The sequence below is a fragment of the Methylobacterium organophilum genome (assembly GCF_022533465.1).
In the GTDB taxonomy this organism is placed as follows: domain Bacteria; phylum Pseudomonadota; class Alphaproteobacteria; order Rhizobiales; family Beijerinckiaceae; genus Methylobacterium; species Methylobacterium organophilum.
In genome coordinates this window covers 2,717,945-2,741,863 of record NZ_CP092848.1, presented here as the reverse complement: position 1 = coordinate 2,741,863, position 23,919 = coordinate 2,717,945, and the positions used below count along the sequence as shown (strand labels likewise).

21 protein-coding genes are annotated in these 23,919 nt (G+C 68.9%); 14 read left to right on the top strand and 7 right to left on the bottom strand.

Translation table 11 applies throughout. The annotated features are described in order from the left end of the window. Nucleotides 1-81: 81 nt before the first annotated feature. The 4 genes from MMB17_RS12700 (at nucleotide 82) to MMB17_RS12685 (ending at nucleotide 5,543) form a co-directional block, all read left to right on the top strand. Entirely contained in the window at nucleotides 82-1,026 is a 945-nt protein-coding gene (locus MMB17_RS12700) for an alpha-E domain-containing protein (protein WP_238312304.1), read from the top strand. Nucleotides 1,027-1,067: 41 nt separating this feature from the next. Beyond that, on the top strand, nucleotides 1,068-1,916 hold the full coding sequence (locus tag MMB17_RS12695) for a transglutaminase family protein (protein WP_238312305.1): 849 nt from the start codon (nucleotides 1,068-1,070) through the stop codon (nucleotides 1,914-1,916). Nucleotides 1,917-2,327: 411 nt separating this feature from the next. Beyond that, entirely contained in the window at nucleotides 2,328-4,655 is a 2,328-nt protein-coding gene (locus tag MMB17_RS12690; RefSeq protein WP_241099000.1) for a TonB-dependent siderophore receptor, read from the top strand. Between the two features lie 141 nt (nucleotides 4,656-4,796). Next, nucleotides 4,797-5,543, top strand: coding sequence for a proteasome-type protease (locus MMB17_RS12685; protein ID WP_238312307.1), 747 nt, complete (start codon nucleotides 4,797-4,799; stop codon nucleotides 5,541-5,543). Between the two features lie 4 nt (nucleotides 5,544-5,547). Here the strand turns inward: MMB17_RS12685 and MMB17_RS12680 are convergent, their stop codons facing one another. Further along, nucleotides 5,548-8,520, bottom strand: a complete 2,973-nt coding sequence (locus MMB17_RS12680) for a glycosyltransferase (RefSeq protein WP_241098999.1) — start codon at nucleotides 8,518-8,520, stop codon at nucleotides 5,548-5,550. Nucleotides 8,521-8,785: 265 nt separating this feature from the next. Between MMB17_RS12680 and MMB17_RS12675 the strand changes: the two genes are divergently transcribed. From MMB17_RS12675 to MMB17_RS12650, 6 genes are all read left to right on the top strand, one after another. Next, nucleotides 8,786-9,391 (top strand): sulfite oxidase-like oxidoreductase, encoded by a 606-nt coding sequence (locus MMB17_RS12675; RefSeq protein ID WP_238312309.1) that lies wholly within the window; start codon nucleotides 8,786-8,788, stop codon nucleotides 9,389-9,391. A 5-nt stretch (nucleotides 9,392-9,396) separates the two neighbouring features. Then, entirely contained in the window at nucleotides 9,397-10,119 is a 723-nt protein-coding gene (locus MMB17_RS12670; RefSeq protein WP_238312310.1) for a ferredoxin reductase, read from the top strand. A 96-nt stretch (nucleotides 10,120-10,215) separates the two neighbouring features. Next, complete coding sequence (gene dapB, locus MMB17_RS12665) at nucleotides 10,216-11,016, top strand: 4-hydroxy-tetrahydrodipicolinate reductase (protein ID WP_241098998.1); 801 nt, start codon at nucleotides 10,216-10,218, stop codon at nucleotides 11,014-11,016. Nucleotides 11,017-11,155: 139 nt separating this feature from the next. Then, a complete protein-coding gene (locus MMB17_RS12660) occupies nucleotides 11,156-11,794 on the top strand; it encodes a 2,3-bisphosphoglycerate-dependent phosphoglycerate mutase (protein ID WP_238312312.1) in 639 nt (212 codons plus the stop codon). Then, complete coding sequence (locus tag MMB17_RS12655; protein WP_373325036.1) at nucleotides 11,787-12,470, top strand: alpha-ketoglutarate-dependent dioxygenase AlkB family protein; 684 nt, start codon at nucleotides 11,787-11,789, stop codon at nucleotides 12,468-12,470. The genes MMB17_RS12660 and MMB17_RS12655 overlap by 8 nt, the downstream gene beginning before the upstream one ends. Nucleotides 12,471-12,547: 77 nt before the next feature. Continuing rightward, a complete protein-coding gene (locus tag MMB17_RS12650) occupies nucleotides 12,548-13,513 on the top strand; it encodes a hypothetical protein (RefSeq protein WP_241098997.1) in 966 nt (321 codons plus the stop codon). 138 nt (nucleotides 13,514-13,651) lie between these two features. On the opposite strand, the gene MMB17_RS12645 is transcribed toward MMB17_RS12650, so the two are convergent. Both MMB17_RS12645 and MMB17_RS12640 read right to left on the bottom strand, forming a co-directional pair. Next, nucleotides 13,652-14,161 (bottom strand): OsmC family protein, encoded by a 510-nt coding sequence (locus MMB17_RS12645; protein ID WP_241098996.1) that lies wholly within the window; start codon nucleotides 14,159-14,161, stop codon nucleotides 13,652-13,654. Nucleotides 14,162-14,226: 65 nt separating this feature from the next. Beyond that, nucleotides 14,227-15,012 (bottom strand): ABC transporter ATP-binding protein, encoded by a 786-nt coding sequence (locus MMB17_RS12640; RefSeq protein WP_241098995.1) that lies wholly within the window; start codon nucleotides 15,010-15,012, stop codon nucleotides 14,227-14,229. 105 nt (nucleotides 15,013-15,117) lie between these two features. Between MMB17_RS12640 and MMB17_RS12635 the strand changes: the two genes are divergently transcribed. Next, the gene (locus MMB17_RS12635) at nucleotides 15,118-15,399 is read left to right on the top strand and encodes a hypothetical protein (protein WP_241098994.1); all 282 of its coding nucleotides are present in this window, start codon (nucleotides 15,118-15,120) and stop codon (nucleotides 15,397-15,399) included. 16 nt (nucleotides 15,400-15,415) lie between these two features. Here MMB17_RS12635 and MMB17_RS12630 read toward each other — a convergent pair whose 3' ends face one another. Together MMB17_RS12630 and MMB17_RS12625 are read right to left on the bottom strand one after the other, a co-directional pair. Further along, on the bottom strand, nucleotides 15,416-16,249 hold the full coding sequence (locus MMB17_RS12630) for an ABC transporter permease (protein WP_241098993.1): 834 nt from the start codon (nucleotides 16,247-16,249) through the stop codon (nucleotides 15,416-15,418). Between the two features lie 106 nt (nucleotides 16,250-16,355). Next, complete coding sequence (locus MMB17_RS12625) at nucleotides 16,356-17,327, bottom strand: aliphatic sulfonate ABC transporter substrate-binding protein (protein ID WP_241098992.1); 972 nt, start codon at nucleotides 17,325-17,327, stop codon at nucleotides 16,356-16,358. 208 nt (nucleotides 17,328-17,535) lie between these two features. Between MMB17_RS12625 and MMB17_RS12620 the strand changes: the two genes are divergently transcribed. Continuing rightward, a complete protein-coding gene (locus tag MMB17_RS12620) occupies nucleotides 17,536-20,325 on the top strand; it encodes a [protein-PII] uridylyltransferase (RefSeq protein WP_241098991.1) in 2,790 nt (929 codons plus the stop codon). A 132-nt stretch (nucleotides 20,326-20,457) separates the two neighbouring features. Continuing rightward, nucleotides 20,458-21,078: a nucleotide exchange factor GrpE gene (gene grpE / locus MMB17_RS12615; protein ID WP_241098990.1), complete on the top strand. Its 621-nt coding sequence runs from the start codon at nucleotides 20,458-20,460 to the stop codon at nucleotides 21,076-21,078. 217 nt (nucleotides 21,079-21,295) lie between these two features. On the opposite strand, the gene MMB17_RS12610 is transcribed toward grpE, so the two are convergent. Together MMB17_RS12610 and MMB17_RS12605 are read right to left on the bottom strand one after the other, a co-directional pair. After that, a complete protein-coding gene (locus MMB17_RS12610) occupies nucleotides 21,296-22,159 on the bottom strand; it encodes a prephenate dehydratase (RefSeq protein ID WP_241098989.1) in 864 nt (287 codons plus the stop codon). Between the two features lie 8 nt (nucleotides 22,160-22,167). Continuing rightward, nucleotides 22,168-22,911 carry a 3-deoxy-manno-octulosonate cytidylyltransferase gene (locus tag MMB17_RS12605; RefSeq protein WP_241098988.1) on the bottom strand — a complete coding sequence of 248 codons (744 nt, stop codon included), beginning with the start codon at nucleotides 22,909-22,911 and terminating at the stop codon, nucleotides 22,168-22,170. A 303-nt stretch (nucleotides 22,912-23,214) separates the two neighbouring features. Here MMB17_RS12605 and MMB17_RS12600 point away from each other — a divergent pair, with 303 nt between their 5' ends. Beyond that, nucleotides 23,215-23,916: a c-type cytochrome gene (locus MMB17_RS12600; protein ID WP_241098987.1), complete on the top strand. Its 702-nt coding sequence runs from the start codon at nucleotides 23,215-23,217 to the stop codon at nucleotides 23,914-23,916. The last annotated feature ends 3 nt before the right edge of the window (nucleotides 23,917-23,919 follow it).

The window sequence follows — 23,919 nt, the reverse complement described above, 5'->3', positions numbered from 1 at the left end:
AGCAGCTGCGCAAACAAGATGCAGCGTCCCCGCTTCTCCTTCCTTTCCGGCTCCGGCCGGGCGTGCCTATGACGTGAAGCCATGCTGTCCCGCACCGCCGACAATCTCTATTGGCTCTCGCGCTATGTGGAGCGCGCCGAGTTCGTGGCGCGCATCCTCGATGCCGCTCACCGGCTCGCGGCCCTGCCCTCGAACTACGGCGGCGGCGAGAGCAACGAATGGGCCTCCGCCCTCTCCTCCGCGGGCGACCCGGAGGTGTTCAAGACGCTCTACGACACGGTCGACGAGCACACGGTCTGCAACTTCCTCGCCTTCTCGCCCCACAATCCGTCCTCGATCCGCTCCTGCATCGCCACCGCCCGCGAGAACGCCCGATCGATCCGGACGGCGCTGACCACGGAGATGTGGGAGGCGATCAACGGCGCCTATCTGGAGCTGCGCAACTACGAGGGCCGGGAGCTCAACCGGGAGGAGTTCTCGCTCTTCCTCGACTGGGTGAAGCGCACCTCTCTGGCCTTCGACGGCTCGGCCTACCGGACGATGCTGCGCAACGACGCCTACTGGTTCACCCGCCTCGGCACGGCGATCGAGCGCGCGGACAACACCGCCCGCATCCTCGACGTGAAGTACCAGATCCTGCTGCCGGCCTCGGAGCGCGTCGGCGGCAGCCTCGACTACTTCCAGTGGACCACGATCCTGCGCGAGGTCTCGGCCTTCAACGCCTATCACTGGGTCTATCGCGAGAGCATCAAGCCGTTGCTGGTCGCCGACCTCCTGATCCTCAATCGGGAGATGCCCCGCTCCCTGGCGAGCTGCTACCGCATGCTGGTGGAGCATCTCGACCTGATCGCGGATGCCTATGGCCGGCGCGGCGAGAGCCAGCGGCTCGCGAGCAACCTGCGGGCCCGGCTTCATGGGGCCGATATCGAGCGCATCTTCGCCTCGGGGCTCCACGAGTTCATCGAAGGCTTCATCGCCGACAACAACAAGATCGGCGCGGCGATCAGCGAGCAGTATCTGGTCTGAGCAAGGTCGCGCGAGAAGAGTTCACGCCGGGAAGGCAAGGCATGCGAATCCGCGTCGTTCACGACACGATCTACACCTACGAACAGGCGGCACGGGGGCTGATCCAAGTGCTGCGGCTGACGCCACGGGATCATGACGGCCAGCATGTGCGCGAATGGCGCATCGAGCCTTCGGTGAACGGGCGCCTCACCGCCCGCGAGGACGGGTTCGGCAACATCGTCCACTGGTTCTCCGCGGACGAGGCGGCGGAGGAGCTGACCATCCGCGTGACCGGCGAGGTCGAGACCTTCGAGACCCACGGCATCGTGCGCGGCGCGGTCGAGCGCCTGCCCGACCTGTTCTACCTGCGCGACACGAACCTGACGGAACCCAGCGCCGAACTCGTCGCCTTCGCGGACGAGGTCGCGGCCCGGGCCGAGGCCACGCCCCTCGCCCTGTGCCACGCCCTGCTCGAGGCGATCCACGACCGGGTCACCTTCGAGCCCGGCCCGACCAGCGCGAGCACGACGGCGGCGCAATCCTTCGAGGTGGGCAAGGGCGTGTGCCAGGACCTCACCCACATCTTCCTCTCGGCCGCCCGCCACCTCGAGATCCCGACCCGCTACGTCTCCGGCTATTTCCACCGCAACGACGGGACCGACGACCAGAAGGCCGGACACGCCTGGGCCGAGGCGCTGGTGCCGGATCTGGGCTGGGTCGGATTCGATGCCGCCAACGGCATCTCGGCGACAGAGGCCCATATCCGTGTGGCGAGCGGCCTCGACTATCTCGGCGCGGCGCCGATCCGCGGCAGCCGCATGGGCGGCGGCATCGAGACCCTCGAAGTGGCCCTGCGCGTCGAGCAGGTGCAGGCGCAGAGCCAGCAGAGCCAAAGCCAGTCGCAGGGCTGAGGCCGCCCCGCGACGTCGCGATCAAGGACTGGGGCCGCAATCGGAGACCTTCGGTCTCATGGGGCGTACCAGCACCCCTGAATTTGCGATACCGGCCGCTAGATGTCCGAACCGATCCCTCGCGGTCGCGCGCGGAGGTATAAATGGGACGTCGTCCGCGAGCATAAAAATAGAATAATTCTACTGTGTTTTGCCTGCGCAACACCGCGTGCAATACATAATTCGCTTGCGCACTTCTCATTGACGCGCCAGCGATCCGTCCGCATCCCTGTGTGCAACTTCTCGCACCCGGATGAGATCGTGTTTCCCGTCTTCCTTGTCAGCCGCGGACGCGAGTCTGAGTCGCGGTCTCCCATCGACGCTCGCCGCACCCCGTCCACGGCCGGCACCGGGCCGGGCACGGATTTCGCCGTGGCGTCGCTCCCCGGCCGCCACCGTCATGCGGCCCTGGCCGGCGGCCTCTCGCTGATCGCCCTCGGCGTCGCGGCCCCCGCGCAGGTCCTCGCCCAGACGACGACCCGCCTCGAAGAGATCAGCGTGCAGGGGAGTCGGCCGGTGGATGCGGCCGGCGCGGGCACGTCCCGTGCAGTGGTGCCCGATTCCGCGGCCGCGCCCAACACCGCTGCGAATGGCGGCCTCAACGGGCCGGCCGGCGCCATCGGCACGCCGCCCGGCCAGGAGAGCCCGGTCGGCCCAATCCGGGGCTATGTCGCGACCCGCTCGGCGACGGCGACCAAGACGAACACGCCGCTGATCGAAACCCCGCAATCCATCACCGTGATTGGCCAGACGCAGATCGCCGAACAGGGCGCGACCACGCTGACCCAGGCGACGCAATACACGGCCGGCATCTATTCCGGGACCTTCGGCGCGGACGAGCGCGTCGACTACTTCACCCTGCGCGGGTTCGTCGCCAGCGATTACGGCATCTACAAAGACAGCCTGCAGCTTCTCAATTACGGCTTCGGCACGTTCAAGCAGGAGATCTTCGGCCTCGAACGCATCGAGGTCCTGCGCGGTCCCTCCGCCGTGCTGTTCGGCGCCGGGAACCCGGGCGGTCTCGTCAACCAGATCACCAAGCGCCCGACCGAGCAGCCCTTCGGCTATGTCGAGGCGGGGGGCGGCTCGTTCGGCCAGAAGTACCTTGCCTTCGACATCGGCGGTCCGGTCGATGGTTCCGGCCACTGGTTCTACCGCCTGACCGGCATCGGACGGCAGGGTGGGACGCAGATCGACGGGGCGGATTCGGACCGCGTCTACATCGCCCCGTCCTTCACCTACCGGCCGGATGCGGGCACCTCCTTCACGGTGCTGACGAGCTACCAGCGCGACTGGTCGGCCGTGACCGCGAACTTCCTGCCCTATTACGGCACGGTGCGGCCCAATGCGAGCGGCCTGCGCATCGACCGTTCCCTGAATGTCGGCGACCCCAACATCAACAACTTCCAGCGCGAGCAAGCTTTCGCCGGATACGAATTCGCGCACATCGTCGACGAGACCTGGACGGTCCGGCAGAGTTTCCGCTACTCGTTCAGCGACGGCACCCAGAACTCGTATATCGGCCAGCTCGGCTATGCGGATCCGGCCACCCAGACTCAGCTGGCCCGCTATCAGTTCAATTACAGCGACCGCGTGAACCTGTTCCAGATCGACAATCAGGCCGAGGCACGCTTCTCCGATGGCCTATTCCTGCACGACGTGATTTTCGGCGTCGATTACAAAAACTATACGCTCTACGATAATCAGGGCACCAACTTCGCGGCCAATCCGTTCTATGCCGCTCCGTCTCTGAACCTCCTGGCCCCGAATTTCGGCCCTCCCCTCGGGCGCCCGGGGCCTTATCAGGTCAACATCAACAGCTTCTCGCAGATCGGCCTCTACGCGCAGGACCAGATCAAGCTGACGGACCAGCTGACCCTGATCAGCGGCCTGCGCCAGGACTTCGCCGCGAGCGACGTCACCGACAAGCTCTTCAACGGCGCGAACAGCACCCGGCGTGACGACCAGGCGCTGACGGGCCGCATCGCGCTCCTCTACAATTTCGATCCCGGGATCGCGCCCTACGTCGCGTACTCAACCTCGTTCCAGCCCCAGATCGGACCGGACGCGATCACCGGTGCAGCGCTCAAACCCGATCGGGGCGAGCAGGTCGAAGTCGGCCTCAAGCTGCAGCCGGTGGGCGCGCCCTACTTCCTGACGGTGGCGGCTTTCGACCTCGTCCGCGACAATCCGCCGATCCCCGTTCCGTCGGGCGTGGGCTTCGGCACCACGCAGCTCGGAAGCGTGCGCTCCCGCGGCGTCGAGGCGCAGTTCGTCGCCACCCTGGCGGAGGGCCTGAACGTCGTCGCCGCCTATACCCACTACGACCTGGATTACATCAGGCTCGAGGATCCGCGCCTTCAGGGGCTGATCGGCAAGACACCGACCAATGTGCCCCAGACCTTCGCCTCCCTGTTCGCGGATTACACGATCCCGGTGGGGGAGCTGCGCGGCTTCGGTTTCGGTGGCGGCGTGCGCTATGTCGGGCATTCCTACGCGGATTCCTACAACACCTTGAAGGTGCCGGAATACGTGCTCTTCGACGCGACGGTCCATTACGCCTGGGACAATGGCTGGCGCGCGGCGGTCACCGCCGCCAACATCGGCGACAAGCGCTTCGTCTCCTCCTGCCAATCCGAGAATTCCTGCTTCTACGGCGAGGCGCGACGGGTGATCGGCAGCCTGAGCTACAAGTGGTGAGGGACTGAAAGCCGCCCGGCCCACGGGATCCGGGCGGCGGCCCGTGCAGGGCCGCCCGCCGAAAAGAGGATCTTGCGAGGCCTTGAGCGCCGTGCGATCCGAGCCGCGTTCACCTCTCGAAACACCCGGGCGGGCACTCTCATGACCTACTGCGTCGGACTGCTCGTCGAGGACGGGCTCGTGATGATCGCAGACACCCGCACCAATGCGGGCATCGACGACATCTCCACCTATCGCAAGCTGCACATGTTCAACGTGCCCGGCGAGCGCGTGATGATGCTCGCCTCGGCCGGCAACCTCTCGGTGACGCAATCCGTCATCAGCATGCTCGGCGAGGGCGTGGAGAACGAGGAGGGCGGCCCGCCCCAGAAGCTCGTCGAAGCGCCGACCATGTTCAAGGCGGCGCAGCTTGTCGGCAAGGCGATCAAGCGCGTGCACGCCATCGAGCGCGAGGGCTTCGAGCAGGCCCGGATCCGCTTCGAGGTGTCCTTCCTGTTCGGCGGCCAGATCGCGGGCGAAGGCATGCGCCTGTTCATGATCTACTCGGCCGGCAACTTCATCGAGTGCGGCAAGGACGCGCCGTTCCTGCAGATCGGCGAGCACAAATACGGGAAGCCGATCCTCGACCGGGCGGTGACCTTCGAAACCGACGTCTACGACGCCCTCAAGGTCGGCCTCGTCTCGATGGATTCGACCATGCGCTCGAATCTCGGCGTCGGCCTGCCGATCGACATCGCCGTGGCCCGCCGCGACGCCCTCGACCTCGAGGTGAACTACCGGATCGAGGCCGGGGAGAGCTACTTCCACGACCTGCGCGAGCGCTGGTCGGCGGCCCTGCGCGCAGCGCACCGGGCGATCCCGCGGCCGCCCTACGCGCCTCAGGGCTGATCGCTCAGGCGGGGACGGTCTCCCGCACCAGCGCCAGCAGGCCGTAGTAATCCTCCAGGATCCGCGGGTAATGCGCGGAGCGGTAAGGCTTGCGCCGCACCCAGAGCGCATCGATGGGCAGCGCCAGCAGGGCGTCGTTGAGGCCCTGCGGATCCTCGATCAGCCGTGAATCGAGGATGTGCCCCTCCCCGAGCGCCCTCAGGCGCTCGGCCTGGGCGCCGAGATCGAACACCACGGGCGGAACGCCGGCGGCGAGCGCCATGGACAGGGTGTAGCAATAGGTCTCCGGCCAGATCGACGGCAGGAAGACGAGGTCGGGATCGAGCTTCTTCAGGGCCGCGAAGGCCTCCGCGTCGCTGGCATAGCGTCCGGTCTCGCGCACGCCGACGCCGTGCAGGGTCTTCTTGACGTTGGAATAGCCGACGATGGTGAAGCTGACCGGCAGCGCGCGGAACTGCGCGTCGAGGGCCAGATTATAGAGCACGTCCGCCCCCTTGTGGGTGCCGAACGCGCCGAGCAGGGCGATACGCAGGGGCCGGTCGCCGCGGACGTACCGCGGCAATTCGGTCGCCGGCCAGTCCTCCTCGTGCGGTCGGATCACGAGATTGGGGAGCCCGAGGGCCGGCCCAAGGCGCCCGGCGATGTCGTCGGAGGGCGCGTAGACCCGCCGCGCGCCGGCCAGGAACTCCGCGAACACCGCGCGCCGTTCCGCGGGGTCCGGCACACCGTCCGCCTTGGCATCGAGCCGGATGCAGTCGCGGCAGACCTCCGGCTCCGGCATGCGGCAATACACGCCCTCGGGCCGGACCAGATGGTTGCGATGGCAGGCGGCGGAATAGTCGTGCAGCGTGCAATCATAGGCCGGCAGGCGCCGGATCAGCGCCATCAGGTCCCGGGCCGAACTCCAGCTCAGCTCTGCCAGCGAATGCACATGCACCAGGGACGGCTTCAGCCAATCCAGGAACTCGGCGAGCAGGCCGGCTTCCTTGGTGAGGGAGATCGGGTCGAGGGAGCCGGCGGCGAAGTCGATGCCCGTATCCTCCGGCAGGCCGAGCTTGACCGTGTCCGGCCCGGCCGTGCGCAGATAGACCACCTCCATCCCCTCGGCCCGCAGTCTTCGCGCCATCGCCTCGGTATGGGTCTCGATCCCCCCGCTCCAGTCGTGGGTGACGAACAGGGCGACGCCCTCCCCCGCCCGGCGGGCGAAGCGGAAGACATCGAGCCGGTGCCGGGCGAATTGCGCCGGGTCGACCTTGATGTGGGTCTCGACCCGCAGGCGGTAATCGGGGTGCTTGCGCAGCACCGTGTTGAAGATCTCTTCGCCCTTGGTCGCGATCAGCGAACCGAAGGAGACGCTTCCCGAATGGAAGACGTAGACGTCGTGGGCGAGCAGGTTCTGAAAGCCGGCCTTCGACGCCCGCAGGCAGAAGTCGTTCTCCTCGCCATAGCCCTTGCCGAAGGTCTCCGCGTCCAGGGAGCCGACCGCGTCGATGACCGCGCGGCGCATGTAGAAGCAGAAGCCGACGCCGGTCGGGACCGGCGAGTGCGAGCGGGCGTTGCAGAGCGCGGCATAGGCGTCGATCTCGTGCGGCTCGATCTCCAGGCGGTTCTGGTTGTCGGCGTTGAAGACCGGGTAGCTGCAGATGGTGGCGTTGTTGGAAAACGGCGTCACGGTCGCGACCCACGCGTCCTGCTGCGCATGCCAGAGCAGCCGGTCGAGCCAGTCGCCGAACACCACGATGTCGGCATTGAGCAGGACCACGTCCTTGCCGGCGGCGATGTCCAGGCCGCGGTTGCAGGTGGCCACGAAGCCGAGATTGGCCTCGTTGGTGCGGTAGGCGAACAGGCCCTGCGCGGCGAGGTCATCCAGCGCGGCGGTCAGGCGCGCGTCGGGGCCGGCATCGTTGATGACGAGCAGGGCGAAGCGCGTGCGCGGCCGGCTGGCCAGCACGGAATGGATCGCCCGGAGAGTGTCGTCGTAGCCCTTGTAGACGGGCATGATCAGGACGACCTCGGCCACCTCCAGATCGGCGGCGGGCGTCACCGCCTGCCAGGCCGTAGGCTCCGGCGCGACCTGGGGCGGCCAGTTGCCCCGTCCGTGCGGATTGGGGCTGTAGCCCCGGGCCCGCCCCACCGCGAGATAATGGAAGAACGGATTGACCCCGGCCGCGATCTCGTCGCCGTACCGCCCCCGGTAGTAATGCATCGAGAAATGCTTGTTCGGGTCGCGGTTCTCCCGGACGCCGAATTCGAGGAAGTGGCGCACCGGGTCGATGCCGGAAGCGCGCACGTCGCCCTGGCGGCTGAGATAGAACTCGGCGTCGAACTCACCCCGGACGGTCTCGTAGACCTGCACGTCGGAGGCCGTCGCCAGATCCCGCGGCAGGCGGTCCGTGCCGAGATCCGCGTTCGCCCCCGGCAGCTCCGCCCCGTCATGCAGGAGCGGGTAGGTCGAGACGTAATGGTAGAACGGGCTCACCCCGAGCCGGCGCACATGGCCGTGCAGGTGGAGGTAGGTCTCGCCCGAGAAGCCTTCGGAGGGGTCCAGGCCCTGCTTCCAGCCCCGGGTCAGGTAATGGGCGATGGGATCCTCGTCGTCGTCGAGCGCGGCGGCGACGGCATAGCCCGGCGCATCGAAATAGGGGGCGATCAGGCCCGCCTGGATCTCGATGAATTCCGGCCCCGGCAGCGTCGGCGAGCGCAGGCGCTCCTCGGGCGAGAGCCGGGCGTAATGCAGGAGCGGGTTCACGGCTTCGGCCAGGCCCCGAAGGTAGCGGTCCCGGTAGTAGAGCGTCGAGAACACGGCCGAGGGATTGCGGCCCTCGCGCCAGCCATGATCGAGATAGTGGATCAGGGGATCGATCGTGTCCCGGCCGACATCGGGATACTCGGCACAGTAGAAGCGGGCGTCGAAGAACGGCTGGATCGCGTTGGCCTCGCGGCTCCGCCGGCGGAGGCGCCTCGACAATCTGAACACGACCAAGTCTTTCCCGAAATTAACGAATTCTGCCGCAATCGCGGCAGCGGTAGGCGGCTTCCTCGAATCGGTCAAGGTGGCGCGGGGCGGCTCGCAAAGGTTTGCTCCGGCGGTTCCGATGCCTAGTGGTACGCTCCCTTCGCGCCTTGCACGTGAAGTGTGGCACATGCCGGGCAGCCTCGGCGTTGCGAAGGCGGGACGGGCATGCGACAGCCCGTTTTCCCACGGGGCGGCACGAGGCCCCGGATCACGGGAGGAGCGAGCGATGGCGACGAGAGGCTTCACGGGGCGTCCCCCCGCCGCCGAGATCCGCGAGCGCCTGCCGCCCGGCCAGTATCTCACCGACGACTTCCCCGTGCTGCAACTCGGGCCGACGCCGCGGGTGTCCCTCGACACCTGGCGCTTCACCCTGCGCGAGGGCGCCCGCCCGATCGCGAGCTGGAACTGGGAGGAGTTCAACGCCCTCCCCCGCACGCGCTGGAAGGGCGACATCCACTGCGTGACCAAGTGGTCGAAATTCGACACGGCCTGGGAGGGCGTGAGCCTCGACGACATCCTCGCCGCCGCCGGCATCGCGGCGCCGACGCCCTACGTCCTGGCCGAGGGGCACGACGACTACACCACCAACGTTCCGGTCGCCGACCTTCTCGGCGGTAAGGCGATGGTCGCCACCACCTATGACGGCGCGCCGATCGAACCCGACCACGGGGGCCCGGCCCGGCTCTTCGTGCCGCATCTCTATTTCTGGAAGAGCGCGAAGTGGGTGAAGGGCCTGCGCTTCACCCAGAAGGACGAGGCCGGCTTCTGGGAGCTGCGCGGCTATCACATGTACGGCGATCCCTGGCGCGAGCAGCGCTTCACCGGGGATTGAGGCCCGTGTCCGACCGCCCTCCCCTCCCCTGGACGACCGCCACGATCGCCGCCATCGGGCAGGCGACGACACGGGTGAAGAGCTTCCGCTTCGACGGCCTCGGCGCCCGGCACCGGGCCGGGCAGTATGTCGAGGTCCGGCTCACGGCCGAGAATGGCTACCAGGCCCAGCGGAGCTACTCCATCGCCTCCGCGCCGGGCGATCCCGCCGGGATCGAGCTGATGATCGAGGCGCTCGACAACGGCGAGGTCTCCTCCTTCTTCGACACCGTCGCCGAGGTCGGCGACGCGATCGAGCTGCGCGGGCCCATCGGCGGCTCCTTCGTCTGGTCGCCGGAGGATGGCGGGCCGGTGCTGCTCATCGGCGGCGGCTCGGGGGTGGTCCCCCTGCTGTCCATGGTCCGGGCGCGGGCGCAGAGCGGGTCCGAGGCGCCGATGCTGCTCCTCTACTCGGCGCGCAACGCCGCCGAGGCCATCGGACGCTCGGAACTGCTGGCGCGCTCCCGCGACGAGACCGGATTCGACCTGACCCTGCTCCTGACGCGGGAAGGCCCGACCGCCGGGCGCCGGATCGACCGGGTGATGATCGACACGGCGATCGAATGCCTCGGCCTGCCGCGCCATGTCTTCGTCTGCGGCGGCAACGCCTTCGTCAGCCATGTGAGCAATCTGCTGCTCGATGCCGGTCTGAAGCCCGGCACCATCCGCACCGAGCGTTTCGGCGGCTGAGGCCCCGTCTCCCTCGAGATGTCTCGAACCCTTGGCACCGCGGCGGCGAGCGGCTACCGCGCATGCCTCCATCGATCGTCGGGAGCGCACAGGATCATGAAGCTCGTGGTGGCGGGCGCCGAGGGGCGCATGGGGCGGATGCTGATCCGCGCGGTGGCCGAGACCGAGGGCTGCATCCTGGCGGGCGTCCTCGACCGCGAGGGCTCCGCCGTCCTCGGCCAGGATGCCGGCCTGCTCGCGGGCATCGGCGAGACCGGTGTGAAAGTCAGCGACGACCCGCTGCCGCTGCTGGCCGCGGCCGAGGGCCTCCTCGACTTCACCGCCCCCGCCGCGACCGTGGCCTATGCGGCGCTGGCCGCCCAGGCCCGCATCGTCCACGTGATCGGCACCACGGGCCTCTCCGCGGAGGACCTGCGCAAGATCGAAGCGGCCTCCTACCACGCCCGCATCGTGCGCTCGGGCAATATGTCCCTCGGCGTGAATCTGCTCGCGGGCCTCGCTCGCAAGGTCGCCGCCACCCTCGGCGAGGAATTCGACATCGAGGTGCTGGAGATGCACCACCGCATGAAGGTGGACGCCCCCTCGGGCACCGCCCTGCTGCTCGGCGAGGCGGCGGCGGAGGGGCGAGGCGTCGCCCTCGACGAGCGCCGGGTCTCGACCCGCGACGGCCATACCGGGGCGCGGCGCTCCGGCGACATCGGCTTCGCCACCCTGCGCGGCGGCAGCGTGATCGGTGACCACAGCGTGATCTTCGCCGGCCCCTCCGAGCGCATCACCCTCTCGCACCACGCCGAGGACCGGGCGATCTTCGCCCGCGGCGCCGTGCGGGCCGCGCGCTGGGCCTTCGACAAGCCGCCGGGCCTCTACGGCATGGACGACGTGCTCGGGCTCGCCTGAGGATTGGACGAAAGTTCGGCTGACGATTTCCACGTGTCGTCAGCCCTTCGCTTCTGCGAAAGGACCGCCTCTGCTACAGCGGCCCCATGCTCAAGGCGATGGCGCCGCCGCGCCCGCCCGTCCCGGAGACCGATTGCCCATGGAGCGCATGCTCGTCCTCGCTCGCCACGGCCAGAGCGAGTGGAACCTCAAGAAGCTCTTCACCGGCTGGCGCGACCCCGAGCTGACCGAACTCGGCGTGGAGGAGGCCCGCAATGCCGGCCGCTGGCTCAAGGCGCAGGGCAGCCAGTTCGACGTCGCCTTCACCTCGAACCTGCGCCGCGCCCAACGCACCTGCGCGCTGATCCTGGAGGAGATGGGCCAGGCCGGCCTGGAGACGATCCGCTCCGAGGCGCTGAACGAGCGCGACTACGGCGACCTTTCCGGCCTCAACAAGGACGATGCCCGCGAGCGCTGGGGCGACGCCCAGGTGCATGAATGGCGCCGCTCCTACGACGTGCCGCCCCCCGGCGGCGAGAGCCTGAAGGACACCGCCGCCCGCGTGCTGCCCTATTACATCCAGACCATCCTGCCGCGGGTGATGGCCGGCGAGCGGGTTCTGGTGGCCGCCCACGGCAACTCCCTGCGGGCGCTGGTAATGGTGCTCGACGGCATGACCACGAAGACGATCGCGAGCCTCGAGATCGCCACGGGCATCCCGCTCGTCTATCATCTCAAGGCCGACACGACGGTGGAATCCAAGCTGATCCTCGACAAGGACATCGACCAAGATCTCTGAGCAGCATGCGCCCGTCGCCCTGGCGCCGGGCCTGATCCACCATCCCCGCTTCCTCGACGCGGCCGGGCAGGACCGGCTCGCCGAGGAGTTGTGTGCCGTCTTCGCGCAGGCACCGCCCTACCGCCCCACCATGCCGCGCACGGGCAAGCCCTTCTCCGTGCGCATGACCAATGCCGGCCCCCTCGGGTGGGTCTCGGACCGCGACGGCTACCGCTACCAGCCCCGGCATCCCGAGACCGGCCGGCCCTGGCCCGCGATCCCGCCGACGGCTTTGGCCGTGTGGGAGGCCCTCGCCGGATGGCCGGCCGGCCCGGAGGCCTGCCTAGTCAATCTCTACGATCCGCAGGCGCGGATGGGCCTGCACCAGGATCGCGACGAGGCCGAGCTCGATGCCCCCGTGCTCTCGCTCTCCCTGGGCGCCCCTGCCCTGTTCCGCTTCGGCGGCACGCGCCGCGAGGGGCCGACCCGCTCCGTGCGGCTCGAGGCCGGTGACGCCCTGGTGATCGGCGGCGCCTCCCGCCTGATCTTCCACGGGATCGACCGGGTCCTGCCCGAGGATCCGGACCTGTTCGCGCCGCGGCCGGAATCACGCTTCGGCGATCTGCTGCCTCCGGGCGGCCGCTGCAACCTCACGCTGCGCCGCGTAACGCGTTCGGACGCGTCCCCAACCGCTTGACTCGGCTCGGGCGGCGGTCGACCCATCGTAGGCGCGGCGGCGGCATGCCCCTGCCGGCCCGGCGGAGAAACGGTTCGATGTCCCTGCGTCCCAAAGCCCTCCTGCTCGCCCTCCTGGCTGTCCTGTCCGCGCCCCTCGCCCCCGCCGGGCTGCGGGCCGAGGAGGTGATCTACCCCTCCTCCTCCCGCTTCGGCCTGGAGCCGCCCGCGGACATGATCGCCTCCAAGCGCTTCCTGGGCTTCGAGCGTCCCGAAGGCGGCGCGACGGTGCAGATCGTCGAGCTGGCCCCCTCCGCCTTCGCCGAGATGGTCCAGACCTTCACCGACGAGAATCTGCGGGGCCAGGGCTTCAATGTAGAGAAGCGCGAGCGGCTGAAGGTCAGCGGCGACGCCGACGCCCTGCTCTTCACCGGGGACCAGCCCGCCAACGAGGCCCAGGGCACGCCGGCGATCCGCAAATGGATCCTGCTGGTCGGCGCCGCCGACGTCACCGGCGTCTTCGTGGTGCAGCTCGCGCCCGGGGCCGAGACCGAGGAGGCGATACGCGCCATGCTGACCGGCGTGAAGATCCGCCCGCCGCTGAGCCTGGAGCAGCAGGTCGAGGTGCTGCCCTTCCGGATCACCGATCTCGCGGGCTTCCACCCGGTGCGCGTGCTCGCCGGCAACTCGGTCCTGCTGACCAAGGGGCCGAAGGACCAGTTGATGAACCTCGATCAGCCGATCCTCGTCCTCGCCCAGGCCGTGCAGCAGCCTCCGGCCCAGGAGCAGCGCGACGGCTTCGCCCGGGCGGCGCTCTACTCGAACCAGACCATGAAGGACTTCTTCATCGAGCGTTCGCAGAGCTACCGCTCCAACGGCGTCGACTGGCACGAGATCGTGGCGCGGGCGACCGACGTGCCCTCGAACTCGCCCGTCGTCGTCTCGCAGACGATCCGCTTCAATCCGGATGGCTATGTCCGCGCCGTCGGCATCGCCCGCGCCGAGCAGCGTGTGGAGGCCCTGCCGCTGTTCCGGCAGGTGGTCGACAGCGTCGTGGTCCGATGAAAAAAGGCGCGCCGGATGTACCGGTGCGCCTGGAGGAGTTGGAAGAACCCCGCGCGATGCTATCGGGCCGCGAGGTCTTCTGAATACAGCCTGAGCTGCTCAGCCTGAAGTGCCAGTGTTTCCCGGGCGTTGTGCCGCTCACGCCCGGGCGGCGGTCACCGCGAGCTCGGGCTTGTGGTTCAGGGTCTGGAAGACGACGCAGTAGCGCTCGGTGAGCTTGAGGAGCTGATCGAGCTTTTCCTGTGGAGCGTCGGTGTCGAGGGCGAAGCTGAGGCGGATCGCCCGGAAGCCGACCGGAGCGGTCTTGTCCACGCCGAGGGTGCCGCGGAAATCGAGATCGCCCTCGGCGCTGACCGTGCCGGCCCGCAGGGGAATCTCAAGGGCGGTGGCGACCGCCTTCACGGTCACGCCGGCGCAGGCGACCAGGGCCTCGAGCAGCATGTCGCCCGAGCACAGCTCGGCGCCGGAGCCGCCGGTGGCCGGATGAAGCCCCGCTACGGCGAGCGCACGGCCCGTCTCGACCTTGCAGGCGATGCTGGTGTCGTCGAGCGAGCCCTTGGCCTTGAGGGTGATGACCGCGGCTTCGGGGTCGTCCCGGTAACGGCTCTTGATAGGGGCCTGCAGGGCGCGCAGGGCTTCGGCGTCCATGGGTGTTTCCTCTAATTCTTCGACGGAACCGGCTTAGGCGCTCACGCCGGCAGCCACAACCTGCTCTAGAACGAGCCGCCCCCGGCCAAGGCGGGCGTCTGCGGGCGCGGGCCGGAGGGCGGCTTCAGGGATCGATCGAGGGCCGCGAGCACGGCCCGCGTCGCATCCTCGCTCCGCCGGGAAGCCGGATCGCGCGGACGGGGCAGGTCGAGGATCACCGTCTCGTCGAGGCGACCGGGCTTGGGCCGCATCACCACCGCCCGGTCGGCGAGCGCCACCGCCTCGTTCACGTCGTGCGTGACGATCAGCACGGTCGGGCGCACCTCGTCCCAGAGGGCGAGCAGGTGCCCGTGCAGATCCTTGCGGGTGAAAGCATCGAGGGCCGAGAAGGGCTCGTCGAGGAGCAGCACCCGGGGATTGGCCACGAAGGCGCGGGCGATCGAAACCCGCTGCTGCTGCCCACCAGACAATTCCCGCGGCCAGCGTCCGGCATGTTCCGCGAGGCCGACCCTCTCCAGGGCATGCGCGACCCGCTCCTGCCGTTCCGCCTTCGGCAGATCCGCGAGGCCGAAACCGACATTCTCGGCCACCGACAGCCAGGGAAGCAGCCGCGGCTCCTGGAAGACGAGCCCGACGCCAGGATGCGGTTTCTCGATCGCCTCCCCGTCGAGGGTGACGCGGCCGACCGTGCCTCTGTCGAGACCGGCGATCAGACGCAGCAGCGTGGTCTTGCCGCAGCCCGAGCCGCCGATCAGCGCGACGATCTCCGCCTGGGACACGTCGAGCACGACGTCGTCGAGCGCCCGCGTGCCGTCGGCATAGGTCTTCGAGAGATTCTGGATGGAAAGCATCGGATCCCGGGCTTGCGGGGAAACGCCCCTGTCACACGAACGGCATAGCGGCTTCGGAGGGTCGGGTGCTACAGTTGGCTCCGGCTTCTCACGGGGACCGCTGCCGTGATCCCGATCCTCCGCTCCCTCGCGCTTCTCGGCGCCCTCCTCGCCGGACCGGCGCTCGGCGCCGACCTGCACGGCGCGACCCCCGCCACCGGGCGCTTCCTCGCGACCTGCGAGGATCTCGGCCAGCTCTGCTTCGCCGATGCCTGTGGCCGCAACCAGATCGACGCCGCCCTGACCTGCCGCGCAGCCTGCCCCAGCTCCGTCACCCTGCGCGTCGAGCCGGCGCGCTGCCCTTTGCCGGAGGGCAAGGTGACGGTGGTGCTGCGGCGGAAGGGATGAGCCGCGGCCTCAGGTCTCAAAGCGTCTCCCGCGCCGTGTCCTGCCAGCGCACGAGCGGGCTCGTCAGCGCGACGAGCAGAGCGTCGGCGAGCTTGCCGACCACGGCGAAAGCGATGATTGCCGCCAGGATCTGCTCCGGCTTGCTGAATTGTTGCCCGTCCACGAGCAGGTAGCCCAGGCCCTCGGAGGCGCCCATCAGCTCCGCCGCGACCACGAACAGGAAGCCGAGGCCGAGCCCGGTGCGCAGCGCCACCAGCGTCGCCGGCAACACGGCGGGCAGCAGGATCCGCCGGGCGAGCGCCAGCTTCGACAGGCGGAAGATCCGGCCGACTTCCACGAGCTTGCGGTCGACGGAGGCGATGGCACCGGCCACGCCGACATAGACCGGGAAGAACACGCCCACCGCGATCAGCGCGACCTTCGGCGTCTCCAAGATGCCGAACCACAGGATGAAGAGGGGGACCCAGGCGAGGGAGGGCACGGCCCGGAGCGCCTGGAACGTCGGGTCGAGGAGCCAGCGCAGCGGCGCCAGCGTCGCCGTCAGCGTGCCGACGAGAATCCCCGCCCCGGCCCCGAAGGCGAAGCCGAGGGCGACGCGCAGGAGCGTCGCCTCGACATGCATCCGCAAATCCCCCGAAACGGCCAATCCCCATAGGGTCGCTCCGATCCGGCTCGGCGGCGGCATCAGCCGGCCCTGGGCGAGCCCGGCATCGACCGCGACCTCCCAGCCCGCCGCCAACAGCAGCGGAAGGAGGAGGCCGAGGAGGAGCCGCCCCCCGCCAAGCGCCAACGGTCCCCGCAGCCGGGCGGCCGGGGCCAGGGGGCCGGATGACACCGCGGAACCGCTCATGCGGCGAGAATCCGGAGAGAAGGCTGCATGGCACGAGGAACGCAGGGGCTAAGGGCAGGTCGGAGGGTCGAAGGAGGACCGTATCGCCGGGCCCCGGGAGCGCGCCTCAGCGCGCGGCCGGGGGATTGAACTGCGGGTCGATCAGCCCGTCCACCGCGGCCCCGACATCGGTCCCCGCCGGAATGACACCGGCCTGCTGCAGGGCGAGCCCCGCGGCCTTGATGCTCTCGGCCTGCACCGGGCCGACGGTCGGATGGCTCAGCTCGGTGCGCTCCAGCTGGCGGGCGATCACCGGCTCGGGCAGCTTGGTGGCGGCAACAAGCGCGCTCCTCAGCGCCTCGGGATGCGCGAGAGCATAGGCCCGCGCCTGCTCATAGGCCGCGATCACGGTCTTCACGAGCTCGGGCTGCTCCTTGAGGAAGGACTCGCGCACGTCGAGCACGCCCCAGGTGTTGGCGGCGGCGTCGCGGTGGAACAGCACGTCGCCGTTCTCGATCTCGGCCGCGGCCATCATCGGGTCTAGGCCGGCCCAGGCATCTACGTCGCCGCGGTCGAGGGCCGTGCGCCCGTCCGCGTGCTGGAGCAGGACGAGCTTGGCGTCCTTCTCGGTGAGCCCCGCCCCCTGCAGGGCGCGGATCAGGAAGATGTGCGGGTCGGTGCCCCGGGTGACGGCGATGCGCTTGCCCTTGAGGTCGGCCACCTTGGCGATGCCGGCATCCTTCCGGGTCACCAGGGCCGTCCATTCGGGCCGGGAATAGGCGTAGACCACCTTCACCGGATTGCCGTTGATGCGCGCGAGCAGGGCGGCCGCGCCGGCGGAGGAGCCGATATCGATGGCCCCGCCATTGAGGAACTCGAGCGCCTTGTTGGAGCCGAGCGACTGCGTCCAGCGCACCTTGATGCCCTTGGGCTTCAGGGCCTCCTCAAGAAACCCCTTCTCCTTCAGCACGAGGCTGACCGGATTGTAGGTCGCCCAGTCGAGGCGGATCTCGCTCACCTCGGCCGCCCGGGCGGGGACGGCGGCGAGCCCGGCGAGACCGGCGAGGAACGAGAGGAAGGCGCGGCGGACAAACGGCATCGAACGTCACTCCGTCGGGCGGAGGTTTTGCCCGGCGCGCCATCGCTAGGACCGGTTTGTTCGTTTCGTCAAACGAAAATTCCCCCTGAGAGAACGATCTTCTCCAGGTCGCCGGTATGGGAGGAGCAACGATATCCTGAAGCGGGTTCAACGCATTCCCCGCACGCACACGCTGTTTGCCGCAGGTTTACATGCTAACGGGGTCGGCATGTTCGACGCCGCCGCCAGTCTCGAAAAAGTCCTGGAATCCCTCGATCGCGACGCCCGCGAGCCGACCCGCCTGCGCGCGGTTCTGGTGCCGGAGCTGCGCAAGGTCATCGAGGCGGGCCACCGGGATGCGGAAAGGCTCCTCCTGAAGGAACGCGACGGCGTCGCCTGCGCGCAGCGCCTGAGCGCGCTCACCGATGCGGTGGTTCGGGCGATCTACGACGCGGTGGTCTGGCGCCTCTACCCCAACGACAACCCCTCCACGGGCGAGCAGCTCGCCGTCGTCGCCACCGGCGGCTACGGCCGGGGCACCATGGCGCCGGGCTCGGACATCGATCTCCTGTTCCTGCTTCCCTACAAGCAGACGGCTTGGTCGGAGAGCGTCGTCGAGGCGATGCTCTACGTGCTGTGGGACCTCAAGCTGAAGGTCGGCCACGCCACCCGCTCCGTCGAGGAATGCCTGCGGGAAGGTCGGGCGGACATGACGATCCGCACGGCGCTCCTGGAGGCCCGGTTCCTGTTCGGCTCGCGCACGCTGTTCGAGGAGATGGTGACCCGTTTCGATTCCGAGCTCGTCATCGGTTCGGCCGCCGAATTCGTCGATGCCAAGCTGCGCGAGCGCGACGGGCGCGTGGCCAAGGCCGGCGCCTCCCGCTACCTCGTCGAGCCCAATGTCAAGGACGGCAAGGGCGGCCTGCGCGACCTCAACACGCTGTTCTGGATCGCGAAGTACACCTATCGCGTGCGTGATCAGGTCGAGCTGGTCCATGCCGGGCTGTTCACCCCCGAGGAATACCGGCTGTTCGAGCGCTGCGAGGAGTTCCTGTGGCGGGTGCGCTGCCACCTGCACTTCGTCACCCGGCGCGCGGAGGAGCGGCTGTCCTTCGGGCTCCAGTCCAAGATCGCCGAGCGGCTCGGCTTCGGCGCCCGGGGCGGCCTCTCCGGCGTCGAGCGCTTCATGAAGGCCTATTTCCTGATTGCCAAGGACGTGGGCGACCTCACGGCCATCGTCTGCGCGGAGCTCGAAGCGCGCCACGCCAAGCGCACGCCGGTGCTCGACCGCTGGATCGGCAAGTTCCGTGACCGGTTCAGGGCCACCGCCATCGAGGCGGAGGATTTCTGGATCGACAACGGCCGGGTGAACGTGCGCACCGACGATACCTTCGAGCGCGACCCCATCAACCTGATCCGTCTGTTCTGGCTCGCCGACCGGCACAACCTCCCGGTCCATCCGGACGCCGCCCGCCTCGCCAACCGCTCCCTGCGGCTCATCACCCAGGCCGTGCGGTCGGATACGGAGGCCAACAAGCTGTTCCTCGACATCCTGACGTCGAAGAATGCGCCGGAAACGACCCTGCGCCAGATGAACGAGGCCGGCCTGCTCGGCCGGTTCATCCCGGACTTCCGGCGCATCGTCGCGATGATGCAGTTCAACATGTACCACCACTACACGGTGGACGAGCACCTGCTGCGCTCGATCGGCGTGCTCTCAGCGATCGATTCCGGCCGCGCAGCGGAGGATCAGCCCCTCGCCTCCCGGTTGATCGACACGATCCACAACCGGCGCGCGCTCTACGTGGCGGTGCTGTTGCACGACATCGCCAAGGGCCGGCCCGAGGACCACTCGATCGCCGGGGCCGCCATCGCCCGGAAGCTCGGGCCGCGCTTCGGCCTGACCCAGGCCGAGACGAACACGGTAGCCTGGCTGGTCGAACATCACCTGCTGATGTCGATGACCGCCCAGAGCCGCGATCTCTCGGATCCGAAGACGATCGAGAAATTCGCCGCGGTGGTGCAGAGCCTGGAGCGGCTGAAGCTGCTCGCCATCCTCACCGTCGCCGACATCAAGGCGGTCGGCCCGGGTGTCTGGACGGCGTGGAAGGGTACGCTGCTGCGCACCCTCTACGACGAGACCGAGGTGCTGCTCTCCGGCGGCCATTCGGAGATCGCCCGCACCGACCGGGTGCGCCTCATCCAGATGGCCCTGCGCGAGCGGTTGCCCGACTGGTCCTCGGAGGAGTTCGACGCCTATGCCGCCCGCCACAACCAAGCCTATTGGCTGAAGGTGGACGGCACGCGCCACTTCAAGAACGCCACCTTCATCCGCCAGGTCGTCGCGGAAGGGCGCACCAGCGCCACCGCCTACGAGACCGATCCCATCCGCGGCGTCACCGAATTGACGGTCTACTCGCCGGATCACCCGCGCCTGCTCGCGATCATCACCGGGGCCTGCTCGACCACGGGGGGCAACATCGTCGACGCGCAGATCTTCACCACGAGCGATGGCTTCGCCCTCGATTCGATCTTCATCTCCCGCGCCTTCGAGCGGGACGAGGACGAGATGCGCCGCGCCCAGCGGATCGCCGTGGCGATCGAGCGGGCGCTGAAGGGCGAAATCAAGATCGCGGAGCTCGTCGCCGACAAGCACCAAGGCAAGGAGCGCCAGAAGACCTTCCTGGTGCCGCCGGACATCACCATCGACAACGCCCTGTCGAGCCGCGAGACCGTGGTCGAGATCACCGGCCTCGACCGGCCCGGGCTGCTCTACGAGCTCACCACCGCCATCAACCGCCTGCAGCTCAACATCACCTCGGCCCATATCGCCACCTTCGGCGAGCGGGCGGTGGACGTGTTCTACGTGACCGACCTCACCGGCACGCGGGTGGTGCAGCCGGACCGGATCGCCGCGATCCGCGCCGCGGTGATGGAGGTGTTCGCGGTCGACGTTGCGGCCCTCCGGGCGGAGGGGCTCGACGCGCTCGTCGAGTCGCCGCCGCCGCGGGAGGCGTGAGACGGGGAAGCCCCGGCAGCGAAACTTGATTTCGTTCCGGCCGCGCCTGATATCAGCGCCGTCCGGACGCCTCTCGCGGGCGCTCCGCCAGGAATCCGGCGCAACAAGCAATCCGACTCAAGACGAACGGCGATGATGGCAGATTCCATGCAGCACGACGACCGGCGCGAGGGAGCGGAAGAGGTGGCGCCCGAGGCGGCGCAGGCCGCTCCCGAGGCCACCGCGAAACCCGATGCGGACGCGCTCGCGGCCGCACTCTCCGAGCGCGACGAGATGAAGGACCGGCTGCTCCGCACGCTCGCGGAGATGGAGAATCTCCGCCGACGCACCGAGCGCGAGGTGGCCGACGCCCGCACCTATGCCGTGACCAACTTCGCCCGCGACGTCCTCAACGTCGCCGACAACATCCGCCGCGCCCTTGAGAGCGTGCCGGCAGAGGACCGCAATGGCGCCGAGGGCGCGCTGAAGGGCCTGATCGAAGGCATCGACCTGACCGAGCGCGACCTCTCCAAGACGCTGGAGCGGCATGGCGTGAAGGTCGTCGAGCCGAAGGGTCAGCGCTTCGACCCGAACCGCCACCAGGCGATGTTCGAGGTGCCAGACGCCACGGTTCCGAACGGCACCGTCGTGCAGGTCGTCCAGACCGGCTACGTCATCGGAGAGCGCACCCTGCGCCCGGCCCTGGTCGGCGTGTCGAAGGGCGGTCCGAAGCCCGAGACCAAGAGCGACGGCAAGCCGGCCGACGCGGCCTGAGGAAGCGGGGTTCGGTCGCGCGATCGCCTCGGCCGAACCTCTTCTTTTCGTCTTCCGAGGTGCAGCGAAGGGCGTCCTCGGCATCCTCCCGCCTCCCTGCCGCGACCGGCGGGGAACCGGGGTCTTACCGGAGGCAGCGCCGTCCCGTCGAGGGCGCGGGGATCGTCCTTCCGATCCCGGGGCCTGCCGCCGCGTCGCTCGGGGGCGGCAGGCCGCTCTATTCCGCCGCCTGCCGCGTCGTCTCGCGGAAGGGATGGGCCGGATAGGTGCCGATGATCTTCAGCTCCCGGGAAAAGTAGCGCAGCTCCTCCAGGGCCCGGGCGAGCGCCGGCTCGTCCGGATGGCCGTCGACCTCGGCATAGAACTGGGTCGCGGTGAACTGGCCCTCGACCATGTAGCTCTCGAGCTTGGTCATGTTGACGCCGTTGGTCGCGAAGCCGCCGAGCGCCTTGTAGAGGGCCGCCGGCAGGTTGCGCACATGGAAGACGAAGCTCGTCACCATGGGTTCGCCGCCCGCTTCCACCTGTCCGGGTTCCGGCGAGAATACCACGAAGCGCGTGGTGTTATGCGCCTCGTCCTCGACGTCCCGCTCCAGGATCTCCAGGCCATAGACCTCCGCAGCCATGGCCGGCGCGAGGGCGGCGCGGGTCGGGTCGCCGATCTCGGCCACCTCGCGTGCGGCCCCCGCCGTGTCGCCCGCCACGACCGCCTTGACGCCGAGGCGGCGGATGATGCGGCGGCACTGGCCAAGCGCGTGGACGTGGCTGTGCACGGTCTTGATGTCGGCGAGCTTCGTGCCCGGCAACACCATCAGCTGGAAATGGATCGGCAGGAAGTGCTCGGCGACGATGTGCAGCGTCGCCGTCGGGATCAGGTGGTGGATGTCGGCCACGCGCCCGGCGATCGAGTTCTCGATCGGGATCATGGCGAGCGCGGCACGCCCCTCGTTCACGGCGGCGAAGCAATCCTCGAAGGTGGCGCAGGGCAGCGGCGTCCAGTCGGGATAGGCTTTGGCGCAGATGATGTGCGAGTTGGCGCCGGGCTCGCCCTGGTAGGCGATGGTTCGGTTCGAAGCGGTCATCGTGGGCATCAGTTCAGGCGACGGCCGGCAAGGATGGCACGGGCGCGCTCCAGGTCCGCGGGGGTGTCGACGCCGAGCGGCAAGTCGTCGACGATCATGGCGTCGATGCGCATGCCGGCCTCCAGCGCGCGCAGCTGCTCCAATTTCTCGCGCCGCTCCAGCTCGCCCTGCGGCAGAGCGACGAAGCGGGTCAGTGCCTTCCGGCGATAGGCGTAGAGGCCGATATGGTGGAAGAGCGGCCCGTCCCCCCAGGGGGCGCGGGCGCGGCTGAAATAGAGGGCGCGCAGGCGTGCCGGCCCGGCGCCGTGGCCGATGAGCTTGACCACGTTCGAGTCCTCCGCCTCCTCGGCTCGCGTGATCTCCGCACAGAGCGTCGCGATGTCCACGGCGGGGTCGGCCAGGGGCAGGATGGATGCGCCGATGATCGCGGGATCGATGGTCGGCAAGTCGCCCTGCACGTTGACGACGACGTCGTGCTCGCCGTTGGGATCCACGGTGGCGAGGGCCTCGGCGAGACGATCCGAGCCCGAGGGGTGGTCGGCCTTCGTCATCACGGCGAGGCCGCCGGCCGCCTCCACCGCCCGCGCGATCTCCGCCGTATCCGTGGCCACGACCACGGGGCCGATCCCCGCCTCCGTGGCCCGGCGCCAGACATGCACGATCATCGGCTCGCCGGCGATCTCGGCGAGCGGCTTGTTCGGCAGCCGGGTGGCGGCGAGGCGCGCGGGGATGAGGACGAGGGGATCGGACATCGGCTCGGCAGCAGAGGCGCGGCAAGGGCAGCGGATGGCCGGCTGCTTACCAGGGCGGTTCTGCCTTGTCATGGCGGAGCCACGGCTGCGCCCTCGCACGGAACGGGACGAGAGGGGTCCCGCGCGGAGTCGCCGCGCCCACGACCTGCATTTTCCTGCTACATGTAGCCACGCTTGGCATACCAGCCCATTGTCAAGATCGGGCCGGAGCGGCTAATCACCCTCGAACCCTTCCAGGGTCCGGCCTCTTTCGCCGGACGCACTTCCTCCAGACCGTGATCCCGCTGCCGGAGCTTGTCGAGGATGGATTCTTTTGAGCTGAACAAGGTCGCGGGCGCCGTCCTCGGGACCCTGCTCTTTGCTATTGGATCGGGATTCGTCGCGGAGCTGATCTATCATCCCAAACCCGCCGGAAGCGCTGGCTACGCCCTGCCCGAGCCGGAGCCTGCCAAGGGCGGCGGCGAGGCCGCGGCGCCGAAGGCGGAGCCGATCGCGGTGCGCCTCGCCAGCGCCGATGCCGAGAAGGGCAAGGGCGGCACCAAGGCCTGCCAAGCCTGCCACAGCTTCGAGAAGGGCGGCCCCAACAAGGTCGGCCCCGACCTGTGGGACGTGGTGGAGCGCCAGAAGGCCCACCACGAGGGCTTCGACTATTCCGCCGGCCTCAAGGAGAAAGGCGGCAACTGGAGCTACGAGGATCTCGACCACTTCATCGAAAACCCGAAGGCCTATGTGAAGGGCACCAAGATGGCCTTTGCCGGCATCTCCTCGCCCACCGAGCGCGCCAACGTCATCGCCTATCTGCGCATGCTCTCCGACAGCCCGAAGCCCCTCCCCGCCGCCGAGAAGAAGGACGAGGCCAAGCCCGCGGAAGTCAAGCCTGCTGAAGCCAAGCCCGGCGCCCCGCCGGAGCCGCCGGCCACCGAGGCTCCCGCCAAAGCCAATCCCAACGCCGAGCAGAAGGCCAAGGATGGCGAAGTCACCAAGGACAAGCCCACGCAGCAGTGAGCG

Excerpts from the sequence above, each read along its gene's own strand:
- grpE (WP_241098990.1), top strand. The coding sequence starts at position 20,458 with ATGATGGCAGATTCCATGCAGCACGACGACCGGCGCGAGGGAGCGGAA.
- MMB17_RS12620 (WP_241098991.1), top strand. The coding sequence starts at position 17,536 with ATGTTCGACGCCGCCGCCAGTCTCGAAAAAGTCCTGGAATCCCTCGAT.
- MMB17_RS12685 (WP_238312307.1), top strand. The coding sequence starts at position 4,797 with ATGACCTACTGCGTCGGACTGCTCGTCGAGGACGGGCTCGTGATGATC.
- MMB17_RS12610 (WP_241098989.1), bottom strand. The coding sequence starts at position 22,159 with ATGACCGCTTCGAACCGAACCATCGCCTACCAGGGCGAGCCCGGCGCC.
- MMB17_RS12625 (WP_241098992.1), bottom strand. The coding sequence starts at position 17,327 with ATGCCGTTTGTCCGCCGCGCCTTCCTCTCGTTCCTCGCCGGTCTCGCC.
- MMB17_RS12605 (WP_241098988.1), bottom strand. The coding sequence starts at position 22,911 with ATGTCCGATCCCCTCGTCCTCATCCCCGCGCGCCTCGCCGCCACCCGG.
- MMB17_RS12700 (WP_238312304.1), top strand. The coding sequence starts at position 82 with ATGCTGTCCCGCACCGCCGACAATCTCTATTGGCTCTCGCGCTATGTG.
- MMB17_RS12660 (WP_238312312.1), top strand. The coding sequence starts at position 11,156 with ATGGAGCGCATGCTCGTCCTCGCTCGCCACGGCCAGAGCGAGTGGAAC.
- MMB17_RS12630 (WP_241098993.1), bottom strand. The coding sequence starts at position 16,249 with ATGAGCGGTTCCGCGGTGTCATCCGGCCCCCTGGCCCCGGCCGCCCGG.
- MMB17_RS12675 (WP_238312309.1), top strand. The coding sequence starts at position 8,786 with ATGGCGACGAGAGGCTTCACGGGGCGTCCCCCCGCCGCCGAGATCCGC.
- MMB17_RS12695 (WP_238312305.1), top strand. The coding sequence starts at position 1,068 with ATGCGAATCCGCGTCGTTCACGACACGATCTACACCTACGAACAGGCG.
- dapB (WP_241098998.1), top strand. The coding sequence starts at position 10,216 with ATGAAGCTCGTGGTGGCGGGCGCCGAGGGGCGCATGGGGCGGATGCTG.
- MMB17_RS12600 (WP_241098987.1), top strand. The coding sequence starts at position 23,215 with ATGGATTCTTTTGAGCTGAACAAGGTCGCGGGCGCCGTCCTCGGGACC.
- MMB17_RS12640 (WP_241098995.1), bottom strand. The coding sequence starts at position 15,012 with ATGCTTTCCATCCAGAATCTCTCGAAGACCTATGCCGACGGCACGCGG.
- MMB17_RS12645 (WP_241098996.1), bottom strand. The coding sequence starts at position 14,161 with ATGGACGCCGAAGCCCTGCGCGCCCTGCAGGCCCCTATCAAGAGCCGT.
- MMB17_RS12650 (WP_241098997.1), top strand. The coding sequence starts at position 12,548 with ATGTCCCTGCGTCCCAAAGCCCTCCTGCTCGCCCTCCTGGCTGTCCTG.